The organism is Halalkalibacter urbisdiaboli, from assembly GCF_002156385.1.
Classification (GTDB): Bacteria; Bacillota; Bacilli; order Bacillales; family Bacillaceae_D; genus Halalkalibacter_A; species Halalkalibacter_A urbisdiaboli.
In genome coordinates, this window is the sequence record NZ_MVJM01000003.1 from 505474 (window position 1) to 521154 (window position 15681).

Here is a 15681-nt window from a genome sequence, read left to right on the forward strand (position 1 = left end):
CATGAATGATCAAGCTGAAAGTTTACGCCGCCTCACTCAGCATGCTAATGAAAAACACGCAAAAGTGATTGCTGTTGTAAGTGGTAAGGGCGGTGTTGGTAAATCGAATGTCTGTTTAAATTTTGCGATTTCGTTGTCAAAACTAGGAAATAAGGTAGCGATTTTAGATTTAGACATTGGTATGGCCAATCTTGATATTTTAATGGGGCTTTCCGCTAAATATCATATTGTAGATATGCTCGAGAATCAATTGACGGTTTGGGATATCATTGAGCAAGGTCCTGCGAATATCTCATATCTTGCCGGTGGTTCTGGCTTTTCAACATTTATTCAGTTTAATGATGAACGAATGCAAAAATTCTTTCAACAGCTTGAGTTGATTGAACAGGCTTTCGATTATATCTTTCTAGATATGGGTGCAGGAGCTACAAGGGAGAGTATTCAATTTATCTTAGCTGCACACGAAGTCTTTGTTGTTACAACACCTGAGCCGACATCAATGACTGATGCCTATGCGATGGTTAAATATATTTATACGCATGATGCAGAAAAACCTTTGTATCTTATGGTAAATCGTGCTGAATCTGAGAAGGAAGGTAAGCGAACCATTGAAAGCTTTCAACGAGTAGCCAGCCAATTTCTTAAGAAAGATTTACTCGAATTAGGCTTTCTACCAAACGATAAACTTGTCATCAAGGCTGTGAAATCTCAAACACCTTTCGTGCTTTATGACCAGAAAGCGAAAGTGAGTTCTTCTTTGCAGTCAATTGTTAAGAGATATATAGGTGATGAGTTAAACCAAGAAGGTCCAGGTAGTTTTATAAAAAAAATGCGTTCGTTTTTCAAATAAGCTAGAAATAACATAGAAGGTTAGGGATTAACGTGGAAAAGAATATTCGTGTATTGGTCGTTGATGACTCTGCTTTTATGCGAAAGGTCATTAAAGATTTGCTTGAAAGAAATCCTCAACTCCACGTTGTTGGCACGGCTCGTAATGGGCAGGACGCTCTAATTAAGCAAAAGGAACTATGTCCTGATGTCATTACCCTTGATATAGAAATGCCTATAATGGATGGGTTGGAAACCTTGAAAAAAATCATGGATACCAACCCATGTCCGGTAATTATGGTTAGTAGTACAACAAAGAGCGGAGCTCACAATACTTTACTTGCAATGGAATATGGAGCGGTTGATTTTGTAACAAAGCCATCTGGACCGATTTCATTAGACCTTTACACTAAAGAGGAACTTATAGTTGAAAAAGTGTTACTTGCTGCGAAGGTAAAGGTGCCGAAAGAGCATAAAGTAGGGACAGAACGACGACCAATGTCGCAATTTATAAAACGGGATAGGAAGCAAAGTATGAAAAAAATTGTTGCTATCGGTACTTCAACAGGTGGACCTAAAGCCTTAAAGGAAGTATTGACCCAAATTCCAGCAACAATTGAAGCACCGATTGTCATTGTTCAGCATATGCCACCTGGGTTTACTCAATCTTTAGCGCTTCGGTTGGATTCGCTTTCAGCAATTTCAGTAAAAGAGGCGACGCATGGTGAAGTGTTAAAGAATGGTGTAGCTTATATTGCACCTGGTGGATATCATATGCAAATTCTAGAACAAGGAAACGTTTTAAAGATTGAAATAAATAAAAATGAGATTAGAAGAGGGCATCGTCCTTCAGTTGATGTTCTTTTTGAATCGTTGGCTAACATACCTAATACTCATAAAATCGCTGTAATTATGACGGGAATGGGTTCGGATGGTACAGAAGGTTTACTTCAATTAAAAAAAGGTTCTTGTTTTGCTATTGCAGAATCGCAGGAATCAGCAATTGTTTACGGGATGCCCAAAACAGCTATACAGACCGATTTAATTGATGAAATTTCTCACTTAAGTCGTATAGCGTCCCATATCATTCGCAATTGTTAAAGATGAAAAGGAGAGGATAGAATGGATTTTCTTCATAGGTTAAAACCTTACCATCTAGACGTTCTTAAGGAGATTGGAAATATTGGTGCAGGAAATGCCGCGACAGCGCTTTCAACATTGTTAAATCGAACAATTGATATGAGTGTTCCTGATGTCCGTCTTGTTTCGTTTCAAGAATTACCGAATCAAGTTGGGGGAGCTGATACAGAAGTTGCTGCTATTTTTTTAAGAATTGATGGGGAAGCACCAGGCAGTATGTTTTACATTTCCTCTCTTCATGAAACAGAGCAATTAATTAGGCAGTTAACCCATAATGAATCTTTTCAATTGGACACTCCTCCATTTGATGAATTAGGAATGTCAGCACTTCAAGAGGTTGGGAATATTTTAGCCGGATCCTATCTTTCTTCTTTTTCAGACTTTACAAAGTTAAACTTACAACCGACTGTACCAGGCTTAAGTATTGATATGGCAGGTGCGATTTTAAGTTATGGTTTATTGCCACTGTCTCAAGTTGGAGATTATGCGATTGTAATTGATACTCATATAAATGAAATTGGCGACTCTGCTACCCAAACGTCAGGGCATTTTTTCCTTTTACCAGATCCCGATTCATTTGATATTATCTTTTCAGCATTAGGGGTGGAAATGGATGAGTGAGGTCATAAAGGTGGGTATGGCCGATATTAATATTGTGACTCCACCTAATACCATTAGAACATCTGGATTAGGATCATGTGTTGGTGTAGTGATTTATGATGATATTACTTTTGTATCTGGAATGGCTCATGTCATGTTACCCGATTCTTCCCTAAGTAAACAAGATAATATGAATGTAGCAAAATATGCGGATACTGCAATAATCGAATTAATGAAACAGCTTGAAAGAAAAGGTGCAAAGGCTTATTCTTTAAAAGCAAAAATTGCAGGGGGGGCTCAAATGTTTGCTTTTTCAACAGGAAATGACATGATGCGTATTGGCCCACGAAACGTTGAAGCGGTTAGGTTAAAGTTAAAAGAGTTGAGGATTCCGATTTTAGCTGAGGATGTGGGAGGGAAAAGCGGTCGAACTATAGAGTTTAATCCCTCCACAAGGAAATTACATATTCGAACTGTCAATCAGGGAATGAAAGAAATATGAAGTTAATTGGAACAATGTTAGTAAATTTGCTGTTCGGTATTTTCTCAGCTTGTATCGTGTTTGTCTCTTCCCTGTCCGCCAATTTAGCCATGACCTCTTTCGTACGAAGTTTGATTGCGTTTGTTATTGGATGGTTAATTGCATATGTTTTTCGAGTAGTTTGGTCGTACGTTACAGTTGATTTAGAGACTGCAACTGAAACCAATACAATAACCAGCGATACACAAGAGGAAAATGAGCAACAAGTAAAAGAAATAGAAAATGAACTCAGTTTGGATAAAGAAATGTATAATCCGGAGCAGGTTTCCGATTACGTAAAGGACTTATTGAATTCGAAATCATGATAAGGAGGGAATAGAATGCCCCACTTAACGACGAGCGATGACAAAAAATTGTGGGATAGTTGGCTAGAAGAACGAGACAATGACGCGTGTGATGCACTGATTCGTTTGTATATGCCACTTGTTCATTATCATGTTCAACGAATATCAGTCGGTTTGCCAAAGAATGTAGTAAAGGATGACTTATTGAGTCATGGACTTTTAGGATTATTTGATGCTTTAGAAAAATTTGAGCCTGACCGTGATTTAAAATTTGATACGTATGCCTCGTTTCGTGTTAGAGGTGCCATTATCGATGGTCTTCGGAAAGAGGATTGGTTACCACGGTCCATGCGAGAAAAAATTAAAAAGGTTGAAGCTACTGTTGAGAGATTAGAACAAGTCATGGGAAGAAATGTGACCTGTGACGAGGTTGCAAAGGAGCTTAAAATGGATAGTAATGAAGTCGCTCAAGTCATGACTGAACATTTTGTTTCTAACATGCTTTCCATTGATGAACCGACGCAAGAGTCTGAACGAAATGAAACGTATGCTGCGACCATAGAGGACAAGCGTATGTTAAGTCCAGAGTCAAAACTTGTAGAAGATGCTACTAAAAAAGAACTTGCATCAATCATATCTCAGCTTTCTGAGAAGGAACAGCTAGTTATTAGTCTCTTTTATTATGAGGAAATGACTTTAACCGAAATAGGACAAATCCTTAACTTATCGACTTCTCGCATTTCTCAAATTCATTCAAAGGCTTTATTTCGTTTACAACAAGTAATGTTGAAAGTGAAGCAATAGACGGTATTTTTATACTCTGTTTTAACCTGTGCATAGGGAGAGGTGCGAATGATTGAGTTAGATCAATTTTTTTCGATTCAGGTTGCTACAAATAAAATGGAAGCCACGCTAGTCCAAAATGAGAAATGGAACGAAGAAGATGTGTTAACGAAAGCTGACCTCCTTCATTATATAAAGGAACAAGGTATTATTAACGGAATTGACGAAGGGGCTTTAGAACTGTTTTGTTCGGATGAGAATGATATAAAAGAACAACAAATTATTGCACGTGGAAAGCCACCTGTTAAAGGAAGGGACGCACGCTTACAGTCAATTCAATTTGAGGAAAAAGGAACGGACACGGATACGTTAGATAATATAAATTTAAAAGAATTTCTTGAGATTCCTTCTGTAAGGGAAGGGGATAAGGTTGGCGAAAAAGTCAAGGCTACAAATGGAACGGCTGGTATTAATATTTACGGCGAGGAAGTTCCGGCAAAGCCAGGGAAAGATTTTAAATTAAGACCAGGTAAAAATACTAGATTGGATGAGGAAGAACAAGCATTATATTCATTAATCAATGGCCAAATCAGTATTGAAAAGAAAGTGATTCATGTTTTTCCAATATATGAAGTAAAAGGTGATTTAGATTTAAAGACAGGAAATATCACCTTTGTTGGAAACGTCGTCATTCGAGGTAATGTCCCAACTGGTTATGAAGTGAAAGCAGACGGTGATATTCGAGTTACCGGGACAGTTGAAGGAGCTCACCTAGAATCTGGAGGATCCATTTTTGTAGGAGCTGGCATTGTTGGACAAAATAAAAGCCTTATAAAAGCGAAAGGCGATTTATTAACGACTTTTATAAATGAAGGTCATGTAGAAGCAGGCGGGGCTATTGAAGTTGTACAAGCCATTCTTCATAGTACTTGTTCAGCTGGAACCTCAATTATTTGTACACGTGGAAAAGGGAATATTGTCGGTGGAAGTCTTTCTGCAAATGAATGTATTCGCGCGAAGAATATTGGTAATGATATGCAAACAAAAACAAGCATTTTTGTCGGTTTATCTGAGCATATTGTCACAAGAGAAAGAACACTAAAGCAGGATTTACTGAAATCACAAGAAGAACTTACAAAACTAAGTCAGCTCCTAAAGGTATATGTAGCAAAAGAACAGCAACAAGGCCCTTTGCAAGGTAGAGAAAAAATTTTAAAGCTAAGAGTTCAGCATTCCTTTCAAACGACTAAAGAGGTAATCGATCTTACTGAGGAGCAATTAGCGGAACTAAAAGATATTCAAACAGATTCAAATAAAGGCTTTATCAAGGTCGAGCAGGCCGTTTTTCCAAATGTTGACGTTAATTTCGGGAAATATCGCCGTAAACTAGTGATGAGACACGACAAAGCTAGAATCTCAATCATTGATAGCGAAATCAATATTTCTACCGCTTAATTAGGGGAGGTGGATGAAAATGAGTTTACGTCCGATAGAGATGCAAGGCTCGTTTCCACTGTCACAAAAAGCAGGAAAAATTCAGGAACAAATGCAACAAAGGGGTCAAGTAGGACAAGAAATTATTTCGGAACAATTAAAGCTAGAGGAAGACAAAAAAAGAAAACAAGTAAATGAAGCTGATGAATCAGATAAGACGCGTTTTCATCATGAGGATAACGAGGGCAACCAACAGCAAGAAAAACAAGAACAAAAACGAGAGAAAAAAGCAAAATTAATAAAAGCTGAACATCCTTTTAAAGGGAAGTTTGTTGATTTTTCAGGATAAGAAAGGTATGACTATGACCACATATTTAGTAGTGATTAGTTTAATGCTTCATGGTGTTACATTCCTATGGATTCTAACATTAATGCAGCGAAACGCAAAAGTAGAAGATGAGCGCAGACATGTACTGAGGTTAAAAGACGAAATTGAAGATATGCTCTTTTCTTATACAAATGAAATAAAAGAAGAAAACAAAGAGCTACTAAAGGAATTAAAACTGAGTACAAAAGAAAGCCAAGCCCGCATACGACAACAAAAGGACGTTCCTTCTAGTAAGAACAATACCTCAGAAGGAAACGTTCAACCACTCCTTAAACAGACACCTAAGAATAATGAAGTAATAGATGAGGATTATCTACCTCCTATTCTTGACGAGGCTGATAATCAAGAATCAGTTGTCTACGAACAATCAGATACAGCAAAGGTACTTGCCCTTGCGAAACAAGGAATGAGTGCAGAAGCGATCGCGAAAAAACTTAGCCTAGGTAAAGGTGAAGTTGAATTAATGTTGAAATTTTATCGGTAAATGCTGTAAACGACTTGCATCAGGCTTTCCATTGTGGTATATTAATCCACGGTGTTAATCACACACGCCTCTAATTTAAGCAATGGTGCTGAACAGTCAGTCTTGCTTAAAGATGATGAGCGCGGAGGAACAAAAAACCATTTTATAAGGAGGTGTTGGATGTGGCAGTAATCTCCATGAAGCAATTACTAGAAGCAGGGGTACACTTCGGTCACCAAACTCGTCGTTGGAACCCAAAAATGGATCGCTACATCTTCACAGAGCGTAACGGAATTTACATCATTGACTTGCAAAAGACAGTCAAGAAAGTTGAGGAAGCGTATAACTTTGTACGTGACTTAGCAGCTGACGGAGGGAAAATTCTTTTCGTTGGTACAAAAAAACAAGCTCAAGATTCAGTTAAGGAAGAAGCTGAGCGTTGTGGCATGTATTTCATCAACCAACGTTGGTTAGGTGGTACGCTTACAAACTTTGAAACAATTCAAAAGCGTATTAGCCGTCTTAAGAACCTTGAAAAGATGCAAGAAGATGGAACATTTGATGTTCTACCTAAAAAAGAAGTTATCCTTCTTAAAAAGGAAATGGATCGTCTTGAAAAGTTCTTAGGTGGAATTAAAGACATGCAAGGTGTACCAGATGCACTATTCGTTATTGACCCACGTAAAGAACGCATTGCAATTGCGGAAGCTCACAAGCTTAATATCCCAATTGTTGCGATTGTAGATACGAACTGTGATCCAGATGAAATTGACTATGTAATTCCAGGTAACGATGATGCAATTCGTGCGGTAAAACTTCTTACTGCAAAAATGGCAGATGCAGTAATCGAATCAACTTCTGCTGAAGAGCAAGAAGCAGCTGAAGCTGAAGAAACAACAGTTTAATTTCATTTGTTCTCAGACAAAAGGGTGGTAAAGGGGGGTTGCCCTTTATCACCTTTTTTGCTAGAAAGACGATATCTTTTGTAAAAGTAGTTTGTAATTAATAAAAAAGTACATACTGATATTTTAAGGAGGCGTTTTACATGGCTGTAACAGCAAGCATGGTAAAAGAATTACGTGAAAAAACAGGCGCTGGAATGATGGATTGTAAAAAAGCATTAACAGAAACAAATGGTGATATGGAAAAAGCAGTTGATTTCCTACGTGAAAAAGGGATTGCAAGTGCTGCGAAGAAAGCTGACCGTGTAGCTGCAGAAGGACTTGCACTTGTTAAATCTGAAGGAAACAAAGCAGTTATTGTAGAAGTTAACTCTGAAACGGATTTTGTTGCTAAAAACGAAAACTTCCAAAACTTAGTTGGTGAGCTTGCTTCACATATTCTTGCGAATAGTCCTGCCTCTGTTGAAGAAGCACTGTCACAATCAATGAATGGACAAACGGTTCAAGAATATATTAATAGCTCAATTGCGAAAATTGGTGAAAAGATTTCTCTTCGTCGCTTTGAAGTTGTCGAAAAAGAAGACGGTGATGTCTTTGGAGAATACTTACATATGGGCGGAAGAATTGGTGTCTTAACAGTTGTAGGTGGATCATCTGATGAAGAACTAGCAAAAGATGTTGCAATGCACGTAGCAGCTATTAATCCGACGTACGTATCACGTGACGAAGTCTCTCCAGAAGAAGTAGAACGTGAGCGTGAGGTATTAACTCAACAAGCACTAAATGAAGGCAAGCCAGAAAATATTGTTGCAAAAATGGTTGAAGGACGTTTAAGTAAGTTCTTTGAGCAAGTTTGTCTTTTAGATCAGCCTTTCGTTAAAGATGGCGATCAAAAAGTTGGTAAGTATGTTCAAAACAAAGGCGCTTCTGTAAAATCATTCATTCGTTATGAAGTAGGCGAAGGAATAGAAAAGCGTGAAGATAATTTCGCTGAAGAAGTTATGTCTCAAGTGAAAAAGTAATCCATGTAGAGGGGCACAAAGTGTCCCTTTTTTCAAAGAATGTTCAAACTTCACGTGCTGATGGAGGTCATAATGAATAATAAATACAATCGAGTGGTGTTAAAATTAAGTGGTGAAGCTCTTGCTGGAGAACAAGGTTATGGCATTGACCCAATTGTTATCCAATCTGTTGCAACACAAATCAAAGAAATTGTTGAGCTTGATGTAGAGGTTGCAGTTGTTGTTGGTGGCGGTAATATTTGGCGAGGGATGGCTGGGAGTGCAAAAGGAATGGATCGCGCAACAGCTGATTATATGGGGATGCTAGCAACAGTTATGAACTCATTAGCGCTTCAAGACAGCTTAGAGGATAATGGGATTCAAACACGCGTTCAAACATCAATAGAGATGAGACAGGTAGCTGAACCTTATATTAGACGCAAAGCGATTCGACATTTAGAAAAGAAGCGTGTTGTTATTTTTGCAGCAGGAACAGGTAATCCGTATTTCTCTACTGATACGACCGCAGCATTACGCGCAGCAGAAATTGAAGCTGAAGTTATTTTAATGGCAAAAAATAAAGTGGACGGGGTTTATAGTGCCGATCCTTCAGTAGATGAAAATGCCACAAAGTATACGAGCATTACATATATGGATGTACTTAAGGAAGGTTTAGCTGTTATGGATTCAACCGCTTCGTCACTTTGTATGGATAACAACATACCACTTATTGTTTTCTCTATAATGGAAGAAGGAAATATTAAACGAGCTGTTCTAGGAGAAGATATTGGAACAGTTGTGAGGGGGAATTAATATGTCAGCAGCAGTTTTACAAGATGCAGAACAGCGAATGGCAAAAGCAATTGAGGCATTAAATCGTGAACTTGCCAAGTTAAGAGCAGGGAGAGCAAATCCAGCACTTCTTGACCGTGTAACAGTTGAATATTACGGTGCCGAAACACCTCTTAATCAGCTAGCAACGATTTCTGTTCCAGAAGCGCGACTCCTTGTTGTTCAGCCTTTTGACAAGACGTCAATTGGTGATATTGAGCGTGCGATTTTAAAGTCAGACTTAGGTCTTACTCCATCAAATGACGGTGCTATTATTCGTATCTCAATTCCTCCGTTAACAGAGGAACGTCGTAAAGATCTTGTTAAGATTGTCAAAAAATCTGCAGAAGAAGCAAAGGTAGCCATTCGTAATGTTCGTCGAGACGTAAATGACGACTTGAAAAAATTACAGAAAGATGGCGAGATGACGGAAGATGAGCTTCGTCGCGGAACAGATGAGGTTCAAAAGCTAACTGATAAATTTATTGTTAAAGTAGATGAAGCCGCTGATAATAAAGAGAAAGAAATAATGGAAGTGTAAACAATTTCAATGTAAAATGGATAATGTAAGAGACCCTCTTATTATAGGGGGTTTTTTACACTTTCATATCATCTTTCATGCAGAGCTTTGTTTGGAGATGGAAATTGCTGTAGTATGATGGAGGGCTTACGGATGCTTGAGAAATTTTCAAAATGGAAAGCTAGCTTTTCAACGAACGAACCTATTGATTCGAAATCAGTGACAGAAATACCAAAGCATGTAGCCATTATTATGGATGGTAATGGACGGTGGGCGAAGCAGAAAGGGTTACCTCGTATTGCTGGACACCGTGAGGGCATGAAAGTAATTAATAAAATTGTACGACAAGCTAATAATTTAGGGGTAGAGATCTTAACATTATACGCATTTTCAACGGAAAATTGGAAAAGACCAAAAACAGAAGTCGATTATTTAATGAAACTTCCAGAACGTTTTCTTGGAATAGAGCTTCCTAAGCTAATCGAACAAAATGTGAAAGTGCGTTTAATGGGTAGTCTTGAGAACCTACCTGAGCATACTCTTCTCGCAGTACAGAAAGCAGTACACGAAACGAGAAATAACACTGGCTTAGTTTTAAATTTTGCCTTGAATTATGGAAGTCGTTTTGAAATACTTGAAGCAATGAAAGCCATCGCACAACAAGTTCAATCTGGTCAACTAAAGGAACAGGATATCAATGAAGAGCTTCTTAATAAGTATTTAATGACATCTGATTTACGTGATCCAGATTTATTAATTCGAACGAGTGGAGAAATTAGATTAAGTAATTTTATGCTATGGCAGCTTGCATATAGTGAATTTTGGTTTACGGATGTACTTTGGCCTGACTTTAATGAAGAACACTTTGCAGATGCTATCGCCGTCTATCAAAAACGTGCACGAAGGTATGGAGGCATTTAAGAGAGGGGCGACATTAGTTTGAAACAGAGGATTATTACAGGAATCATAGGCGGGGCTGTTTTCGTTAGTATGGTTTTATTAGGAGGTTGGTTCTTTGCTCTCTTTATAACCATCGTTGCCTCAGTCGCGATGATCGAATTATTAAAGATGAAAAAAATTGCACCATTTTCAATAATGGGTGGAATAAGTCTTATTTCAATGTGGTTGTTGCTCGTACCAACAACTTGGTTTGAAAGAGTAGTCCCTTCTCATTTTACAAAGGTAGAAATTTTTATTTTTTTAATTCTTGTTTTATTAATGTTTACAGTGCTTACTAAGAATACGTTTACTTTCGATGAAGTTGGCTTTGTTATCCTTTCATCTGTTTATGTTGGGTTCGGTTTTCATTATTTAATCATGACTCGAGAAGTACCGGAAACAGGTCTTTTTCTAGTCTTCTTTGTAATGTTTTTAATTTGGACAACAGATTCGGGTGCTTATTTTGCAGGACGAGCATTTGGTAAACGTAAGTTATGGCCTGATATCAGCCCCAAAAAGACAGTTGAAGGCTCAATTGGTGGTATAATAGCAGCAGTTATTGTTGGCTCCATATTTTATCTGTTATTCCCTGGTTTTGTATCTTATATTACAGCGCTGTTTATTATCCTAGTGGCTTCAACGTTTGGACAGTTAGGTGATTTAGTTGAATCTGCATTAAAACGACATTATGCAGTCAAAGATTCTGGAAATGTTTTACCCGGACATGGTGGCATTCTTGATCGGTTTGACAGTCTCATTTACGTGATGCCGATTCTTCATCTTTTACAGCTAATTTAAAAAAAGAAATAGACAAGATACATATTAATTAGGTGATATTTCGAACAGTAGGTGAGTATGTTGAAACATATTAGTTTATTAGGGGCTACTGGTTCAATCGGGACACAGACATTAGATGTTATTCGACAGTTTCCCGAACAGTTTAAATTAGTAGCCATGTCAGTAGGGAAAAATATTGACCTAGCTATCAAGCAAATTTATGATTTTTCTCCTCAACTAGTTTCAGTCCAAAATAAAGAGGATTATGAAAAATTATTGCTTCAAATACCTGAGCGAACAAAAGTTGTTTATGGTTCTGAAGGTTTACTTGAAGTTGCTACTTACCCTTCTTCAGATGTATTAGTCAATGCGGTTCTTGGAAGTGTTGGGTTAGGCCCAACCATTGCAGCGATTAAGGAAGGAAAGACAATTGCAATTGCTAATAAAGAAACACTTGTCACAGCTGGTCATATTGTAACGAAGGAAGCAAAAAATTATCAAGTCCCGTTATTACCGGTAGATAGTGAGCACTCTGCTATCTATCAATGCCTCAATGGTGAGAGGCAGGATGATATTGACCGATTAATTTTAACAGCCTCAGGTGGAAGCTTCCGTGATCGTAAGCGAGAGCAGTTAGAAGGAGTAACGGTAGAAGAAGCATTAAATCATCCAAATTGGTCTATGGGAGCAAAGATTACCATTGATTCCGCTACGATGATGAATAAAGGATTAGAAGTTATCGAAGCACATTGGTTATTTGATATTCCTTATGAGAAAATCGATGTTGTGTTACATAAGGAGAGTATTATTCATTCAATGGTCGAGTTTATTGATCGTAGTGTAATTGCTCAATTAGGAACACCTGATATGCGTGTCCCGATTCAATACGCACTTACTTATCCGAATAGACTTGAACGTACGGCAAGTGAAAGGTTAAACTTATGGGAAATAGGCAAGCTCCATTTTTCGAAGCTCGATTTTGAACGCTTTCGTTGCATGGCATACGCATATGAGGCAGGGCGAGTTGGTGGAACGATGCCGACAGTTTTAAATGCTGCAAACGAAGAAGCGGTGGCTGCTTTTTTAGCTAGTAAAATTACCTTTTTAGAAATTGAATATTTAATTGAGGCTGCACTTGAACGACATCAAACTATTTCATTACCTACTTTAGAAACAATTATTGAGGTTGATCAAGAAACACGAACGTTTATCCACTCAAGAATCTAGCGAAAGGTGGAATTGGTACATTGGAAACTTTACTTTCTGTCGTCATTATTTTTGGTGTTCTTGTTTTTATTCATGAATGGGGGCACTTGTACTTTGCAAAAAGGGCAGGTATTCTTTGTCGTGAATTTGCGATTGGTTTTGGACCAAAGTTGTTTTCCTTTAAGAAGGATGAAACGGTCTATACGATTCGTCTCCTTCCTTTAGGAGGATTTGTCCGTATGGCTGGAGAAGATCCGGAAATAGTTGAAATCAAACCAGGATATGAAGTTGGGTTAGTTTTTAATCATCTTAATGAAGTGTCACGAATTATTATCAATAATAAGTCGAGGCATCCTGAGGCGAGAGTCGTACAAGTTGAGCGATTAGATCTAGAACGAGAATTATTTATTGAAGCTTATAATGATATGGATGAACTCGTCAGATATCGTGTAAATGAAAAGGCCGAATTAGTTCAGGATGAGCGAGCAACACAAATTGCTCCCTGGAATAGACAGTTTGGCTCAAAAACGGTTGGACAACGAGCAATGGCTATTTTTGCTGGGCCGCTCATGAATTTCATTTTAGCGTTTGGATTATTAACGCTTTTTGCATTAATACAAGGCATGCCTGTTGACGAAGCAAAAATCGGAGAGGTTACACCAAATAGTCCAGCAGCTGAAGCCGGTTTACAAAAAAACGACCGTGTTATCAGTATTGAAAATACCCCTTTAGATACTTGGAAAGACATGACGAGCATAATCCAAGCAAACCCTAAGCAACCGATTGTGTTTGAGGTTGAACGAAACGGTCAAATCTTTAATATAGAAGTGACTCCTGATGAACGTGAAGGACAGTTGGGAGAGCCTGAAGGTTTTGTCGGAATCGGGGCCCCGACAGAGTTTTCGATAGTAGGTTCAATATTGTTTGGTGCAGAAAGAACATACTTGTTTATGACAATGATATTTGAAGTATTAAGGACGATTGTAACAGGTGAATTTCAATTAGATCATGTTGCAGGCCCTGTTGGAATATATAATTACACTGGTGAAGCGGCTGCAATGGGAATATTCGTTTTACTTCAGTGGGCGGCAGCCTTAAGCGTAAACTTAGGAATCATTAACCTTTTACCAATTCCTGCGATGGATGGTGGGAGATTAATATTTATAGGTCTTGAAGCGGTTAGAGGTAAACCTATCGATCCGCAAAAAGAAGGAATTGTTCACTTTATTGGATTTGCTTTACTAATGTTACTCATGATTGTGGTAACTTGGAACGACATAAATAAATTTTTCATGTAGATCAGGAAATGGAAAGGGTTTTTTAGATGAGACAACGTACGTATTTATCCCCTACACTACGAGATGTACCAGCAGATGCTGAGATAAAAAGTCATCAGTTAATGCTCCGTGCCGGCCTTATTCGTCAGACGGCTTCAGGAATATACTCTTATTTACCTTTAGGAAAAAGAGTTCTTCGCAAAGTAGAAGAAATTGTTCGTGAGGAAATGGACGATGCTGGCGCGCAGGAAGTATTGATGCCGGCCATTCAGCCAGCTGAGCTTTGGGAAGAATCTGGACGCTTAGGCGATTACGGCCCTGAGTTAATGCGTTTGAAAGATCGGCATCAACGTGATTTTGTATTGGGGGCAACACACGAGGAAGTGATTACGACACTCGTTCGCGACGATGTACAGTCATACAAGAAATTACCAATGAATTTGTATCAAATTCAAACTAAATACCGTGATGAACGTAGACCTCGATTTGGGGTCCTACGTTCACGCGAATTTATTATGAAGGATGCCTATTCGTTTGATATATCGCAAGAAGGACTTGATGCTAGTTATGATTCTATGTATGATGCTTATCAACGAATTTTCTCTCGATTTAAGCTAGATTTTCGTGCAGTTGAAGCGGATTCCGGCGCAATTGGTGGTACAGATACGCATGAATTTATGGTATTAAGTGAGATTGGGGAAGATACAATTGCTTATTCTGACCGTTCAACATTTGCTGCTAATGTAGAAATTGCACCAGTCGTTGCTTCTTATGAAAAATCTGATGAAAGCGTTGAATCGTTAGAAAAGGTTGAAACACCGAATGTAAAAGCAATTGATGATATAGTTTCCTTTTTAAATGTAAGCAAGGAGCGGATAATTAAATCATTGCTTTTTATTGTAAATGAAGAACCTGTCCTTGTATTAGTTCGTGGTGACCACGAAGTCAATGAAATAAAAGTAAAGAATCTCTTTAATAAAGCAATCGTTGAATTAGCCACACCTGAGCAGACGAAAGAACACTTAAATTGTGAAATTGGTTTTATTGGTCCTATAGGTGTTCCGAACGGGATAAAGGTTGTTGCTGACCATGCAGTCGCAGCGATTGTAAATGGTGTTTGTGGTGCAAATGAAAAGGATGCTCATTATAAAAATGTTAATTTAGAGCGTGATTTTAGCATTTCAGACTTTAATGACCTTCGCATAATCCAAGAGGGTGATCCTTCTCCGGATGGGCAAGGTGTTATCAAGTTTGCAAAAGGAATTGAAGTTGGACACGTTTTTAAACTAGGTACAAAATATAGTGAAGCTCTTGGGGCAAATTATCTTGATGAAAATGGAAAATCACAAACAATGATTATGGGCTGTTATGGAATTGGTATTTCACGTACAGTCGCTGCAATTGTTGAGCAGCATCATGATGAAAATGGTCTAGTTTGGCCGGTATCTGTTGCTCCATTCGATCTACATCTTGTAACGATTAATGTAAAAGATGACGACCAAAGAAACCTTGGGGAGTCTCTATATACATCTTTAAAGCAAAATTTTGATGTATTATTCGACGATCGTCCTGAAAGAGCGGGCGTAAAGTTTAAAGATTCAGATTTAATTGGGGTACCGATTCGAGTGGCGGTAGGAAAGCGAGCGGCTGAAAAAATTGTAGAAGTTAAAATTCGTCAAACAGGGGAAATGCTTGAAGTCCATGTTGACGATTTAGAGAAAACTCTTCAAGAACAATTCAAAAAGCTAGTATAATCAATTATAGTAT

18 protein-coding genes are annotated in these 15681 nt (G+C 38.1%); all 18 read left to right on the forward strand.

The window, feature by feature from the left end; all coding sequences use genetic code 11:
* Position 1: 1 nt before the first annotated feature.
* The 18 genes from B1R93_RS16800 (at position 2) to B1R93_RS16885 (ending at position 15668) form a co-directional block, all read left to right on the forward strand.
* The gene (locus tag B1R93_RS16800) at positions 2–850 is read left to right on the forward strand and encodes a MinD/ParA family protein (protein ID WP_088105109.1); all 849 of its coding nucleotides are present in this window, start codon (positions 2–4) and stop codon (positions 848–850) included.
* A gap of 32 nt (positions 851–882) precedes the next feature.
* Positions 883–1929: a protein-glutamate methylesterase/protein-glutamine glutaminase gene (locus tag B1R93_RS16805; protein ID WP_088105110.1), complete on the forward strand. Its 1047-nt coding sequence runs from the start codon at positions 883–885 to the stop codon at positions 1927–1929.
* A gap of 21 nt (positions 1930–1950) precedes the next feature.
* Entirely contained in the window at positions 1951–2589 is a 639-nt protein-coding gene (locus tag B1R93_RS16810) for a chemotaxis protein CheC (protein WP_088105111.1), read from the forward strand.
* A complete protein-coding gene (locus B1R93_RS16815) occupies positions 2582–3070 on the forward strand; it encodes a chemotaxis protein CheD (RefSeq protein ID WP_088105112.1) in 489 nt (162 codons plus the stop codon). Before B1R93_RS16810 ends, B1R93_RS16815 begins: the two co-directional genes overlap by 8 nt.
* Positions 3067–3414, forward strand: coding sequence for a hypothetical protein (locus tag B1R93_RS16820; protein ID WP_088105113.1), 348 nt, complete (start codon positions 3067–3069; stop codon positions 3412–3414). Before B1R93_RS16815 ends, B1R93_RS16820 begins: the two co-directional genes overlap by 4 nt.
* A gap of 15 nt (positions 3415–3429) precedes the next feature.
* Positions 3430–4197 carry a FliA/WhiG family RNA polymerase sigma factor gene (locus B1R93_RS16825; RefSeq protein ID WP_088105114.1) on the forward strand — a complete coding sequence of 256 codons (768 nt, stop codon included), beginning with the start codon at positions 3430–3432 and terminating at the stop codon, positions 4195–4197.
* Between the two features lie 48 nt (positions 4198–4245).
* A complete protein-coding gene (locus B1R93_RS16830) occupies positions 4246–5631 on the forward strand; it encodes a flagellar assembly protein A (RefSeq protein ID WP_088105115.1) in 1386 nt (461 codons plus the stop codon).
* Positions 5632–5650: 19 nt separating this feature from the next.
* Positions 5651–5959: a hypothetical protein gene (locus tag B1R93_RS16835; RefSeq protein ID WP_088105116.1), complete on the forward strand. Its 309-nt coding sequence runs from the start codon at positions 5651–5653 to the stop codon at positions 5957–5959.
* Positions 5960–5966: 7 nt separating this feature from the next.
* Positions 5967–6482, forward strand: coding sequence for a DUF6115 domain-containing protein (locus B1R93_RS16840; RefSeq protein ID WP_133058670.1), 516 nt, complete (start codon positions 5967–5969; stop codon positions 6480–6482).
* A gap of 161 nt (positions 6483–6643) precedes the next feature.
* Entirely contained in the window at positions 6644–7366 is a 723-nt protein-coding gene (rpsB, locus tag B1R93_RS16845; RefSeq protein ID WP_088105118.1) for a 30S ribosomal protein S2, read from the forward strand.
* Positions 7367–7506: 140 nt separating this feature from the next.
* Positions 7507–8385: a translation elongation factor Ts gene (gene tsf, locus B1R93_RS16850; protein ID WP_088105119.1), complete on the forward strand. Its 879-nt coding sequence runs from the start codon at positions 7507–7509 to the stop codon at positions 8383–8385.
* Between the two features lie 72 nt (positions 8386–8457).
* Positions 8458–9177 (forward strand): UMP kinase, encoded by a 720-nt coding sequence (gene pyrH / locus B1R93_RS16855; RefSeq protein WP_088105120.1) that lies wholly within the window; start codon positions 8458–8460, stop codon positions 9175–9177.
* Between the two features lies 1 nt (position 9178).
* Positions 9179–9736 carry a ribosome recycling factor gene (gene frr / locus B1R93_RS16860; protein WP_088105121.1) on the forward strand — a complete coding sequence of 186 codons (558 nt, stop codon included), beginning with the start codon at positions 9179–9181 and terminating at the stop codon, positions 9734–9736.
* A 132-nt stretch (positions 9737–9868) separates the two neighbouring features.
* Complete coding sequence (locus tag B1R93_RS16865; RefSeq protein ID WP_088105122.1) at positions 9869–10636, forward strand: undecaprenyl pyrophosphate synthase; 768 nt, start codon at positions 9869–9871, stop codon at positions 10634–10636.
* A gap of 18 nt (positions 10637–10654) precedes the next feature.
* Positions 10655–11452, forward strand: a complete 798-nt coding sequence (locus B1R93_RS16870) for a phosphatidate cytidylyltransferase (protein WP_088105123.1) — start codon at positions 10655–10657, stop codon at positions 11450–11452.
* Positions 11453–11512: 60 nt separating this feature from the next.
* Positions 11513–12658, forward strand: a complete 1146-nt coding sequence (locus B1R93_RS16875) for a 1-deoxy-D-xylulose-5-phosphate reductoisomerase (RefSeq protein WP_088105124.1) — start codon at positions 11513–11515, stop codon at positions 12656–12658.
* Between the two features lie 20 nt (positions 12659–12678).
* Positions 12679–13935, forward strand: coding sequence for an RIP metalloprotease RseP (rseP, locus tag B1R93_RS16880; protein ID WP_088105125.1), 1257 nt, complete (start codon positions 12679–12681; stop codon positions 13933–13935).
* Positions 13936–13961: 26 nt separating this feature from the next.
* A complete protein-coding gene (locus B1R93_RS16885) occupies positions 13962–15668 on the forward strand; it encodes a proline--tRNA ligase (RefSeq protein WP_088105126.1) in 1707 nt (568 codons plus the stop codon).
* The last annotated feature ends 13 nt before the right edge of the window (positions 15669–15681 follow it).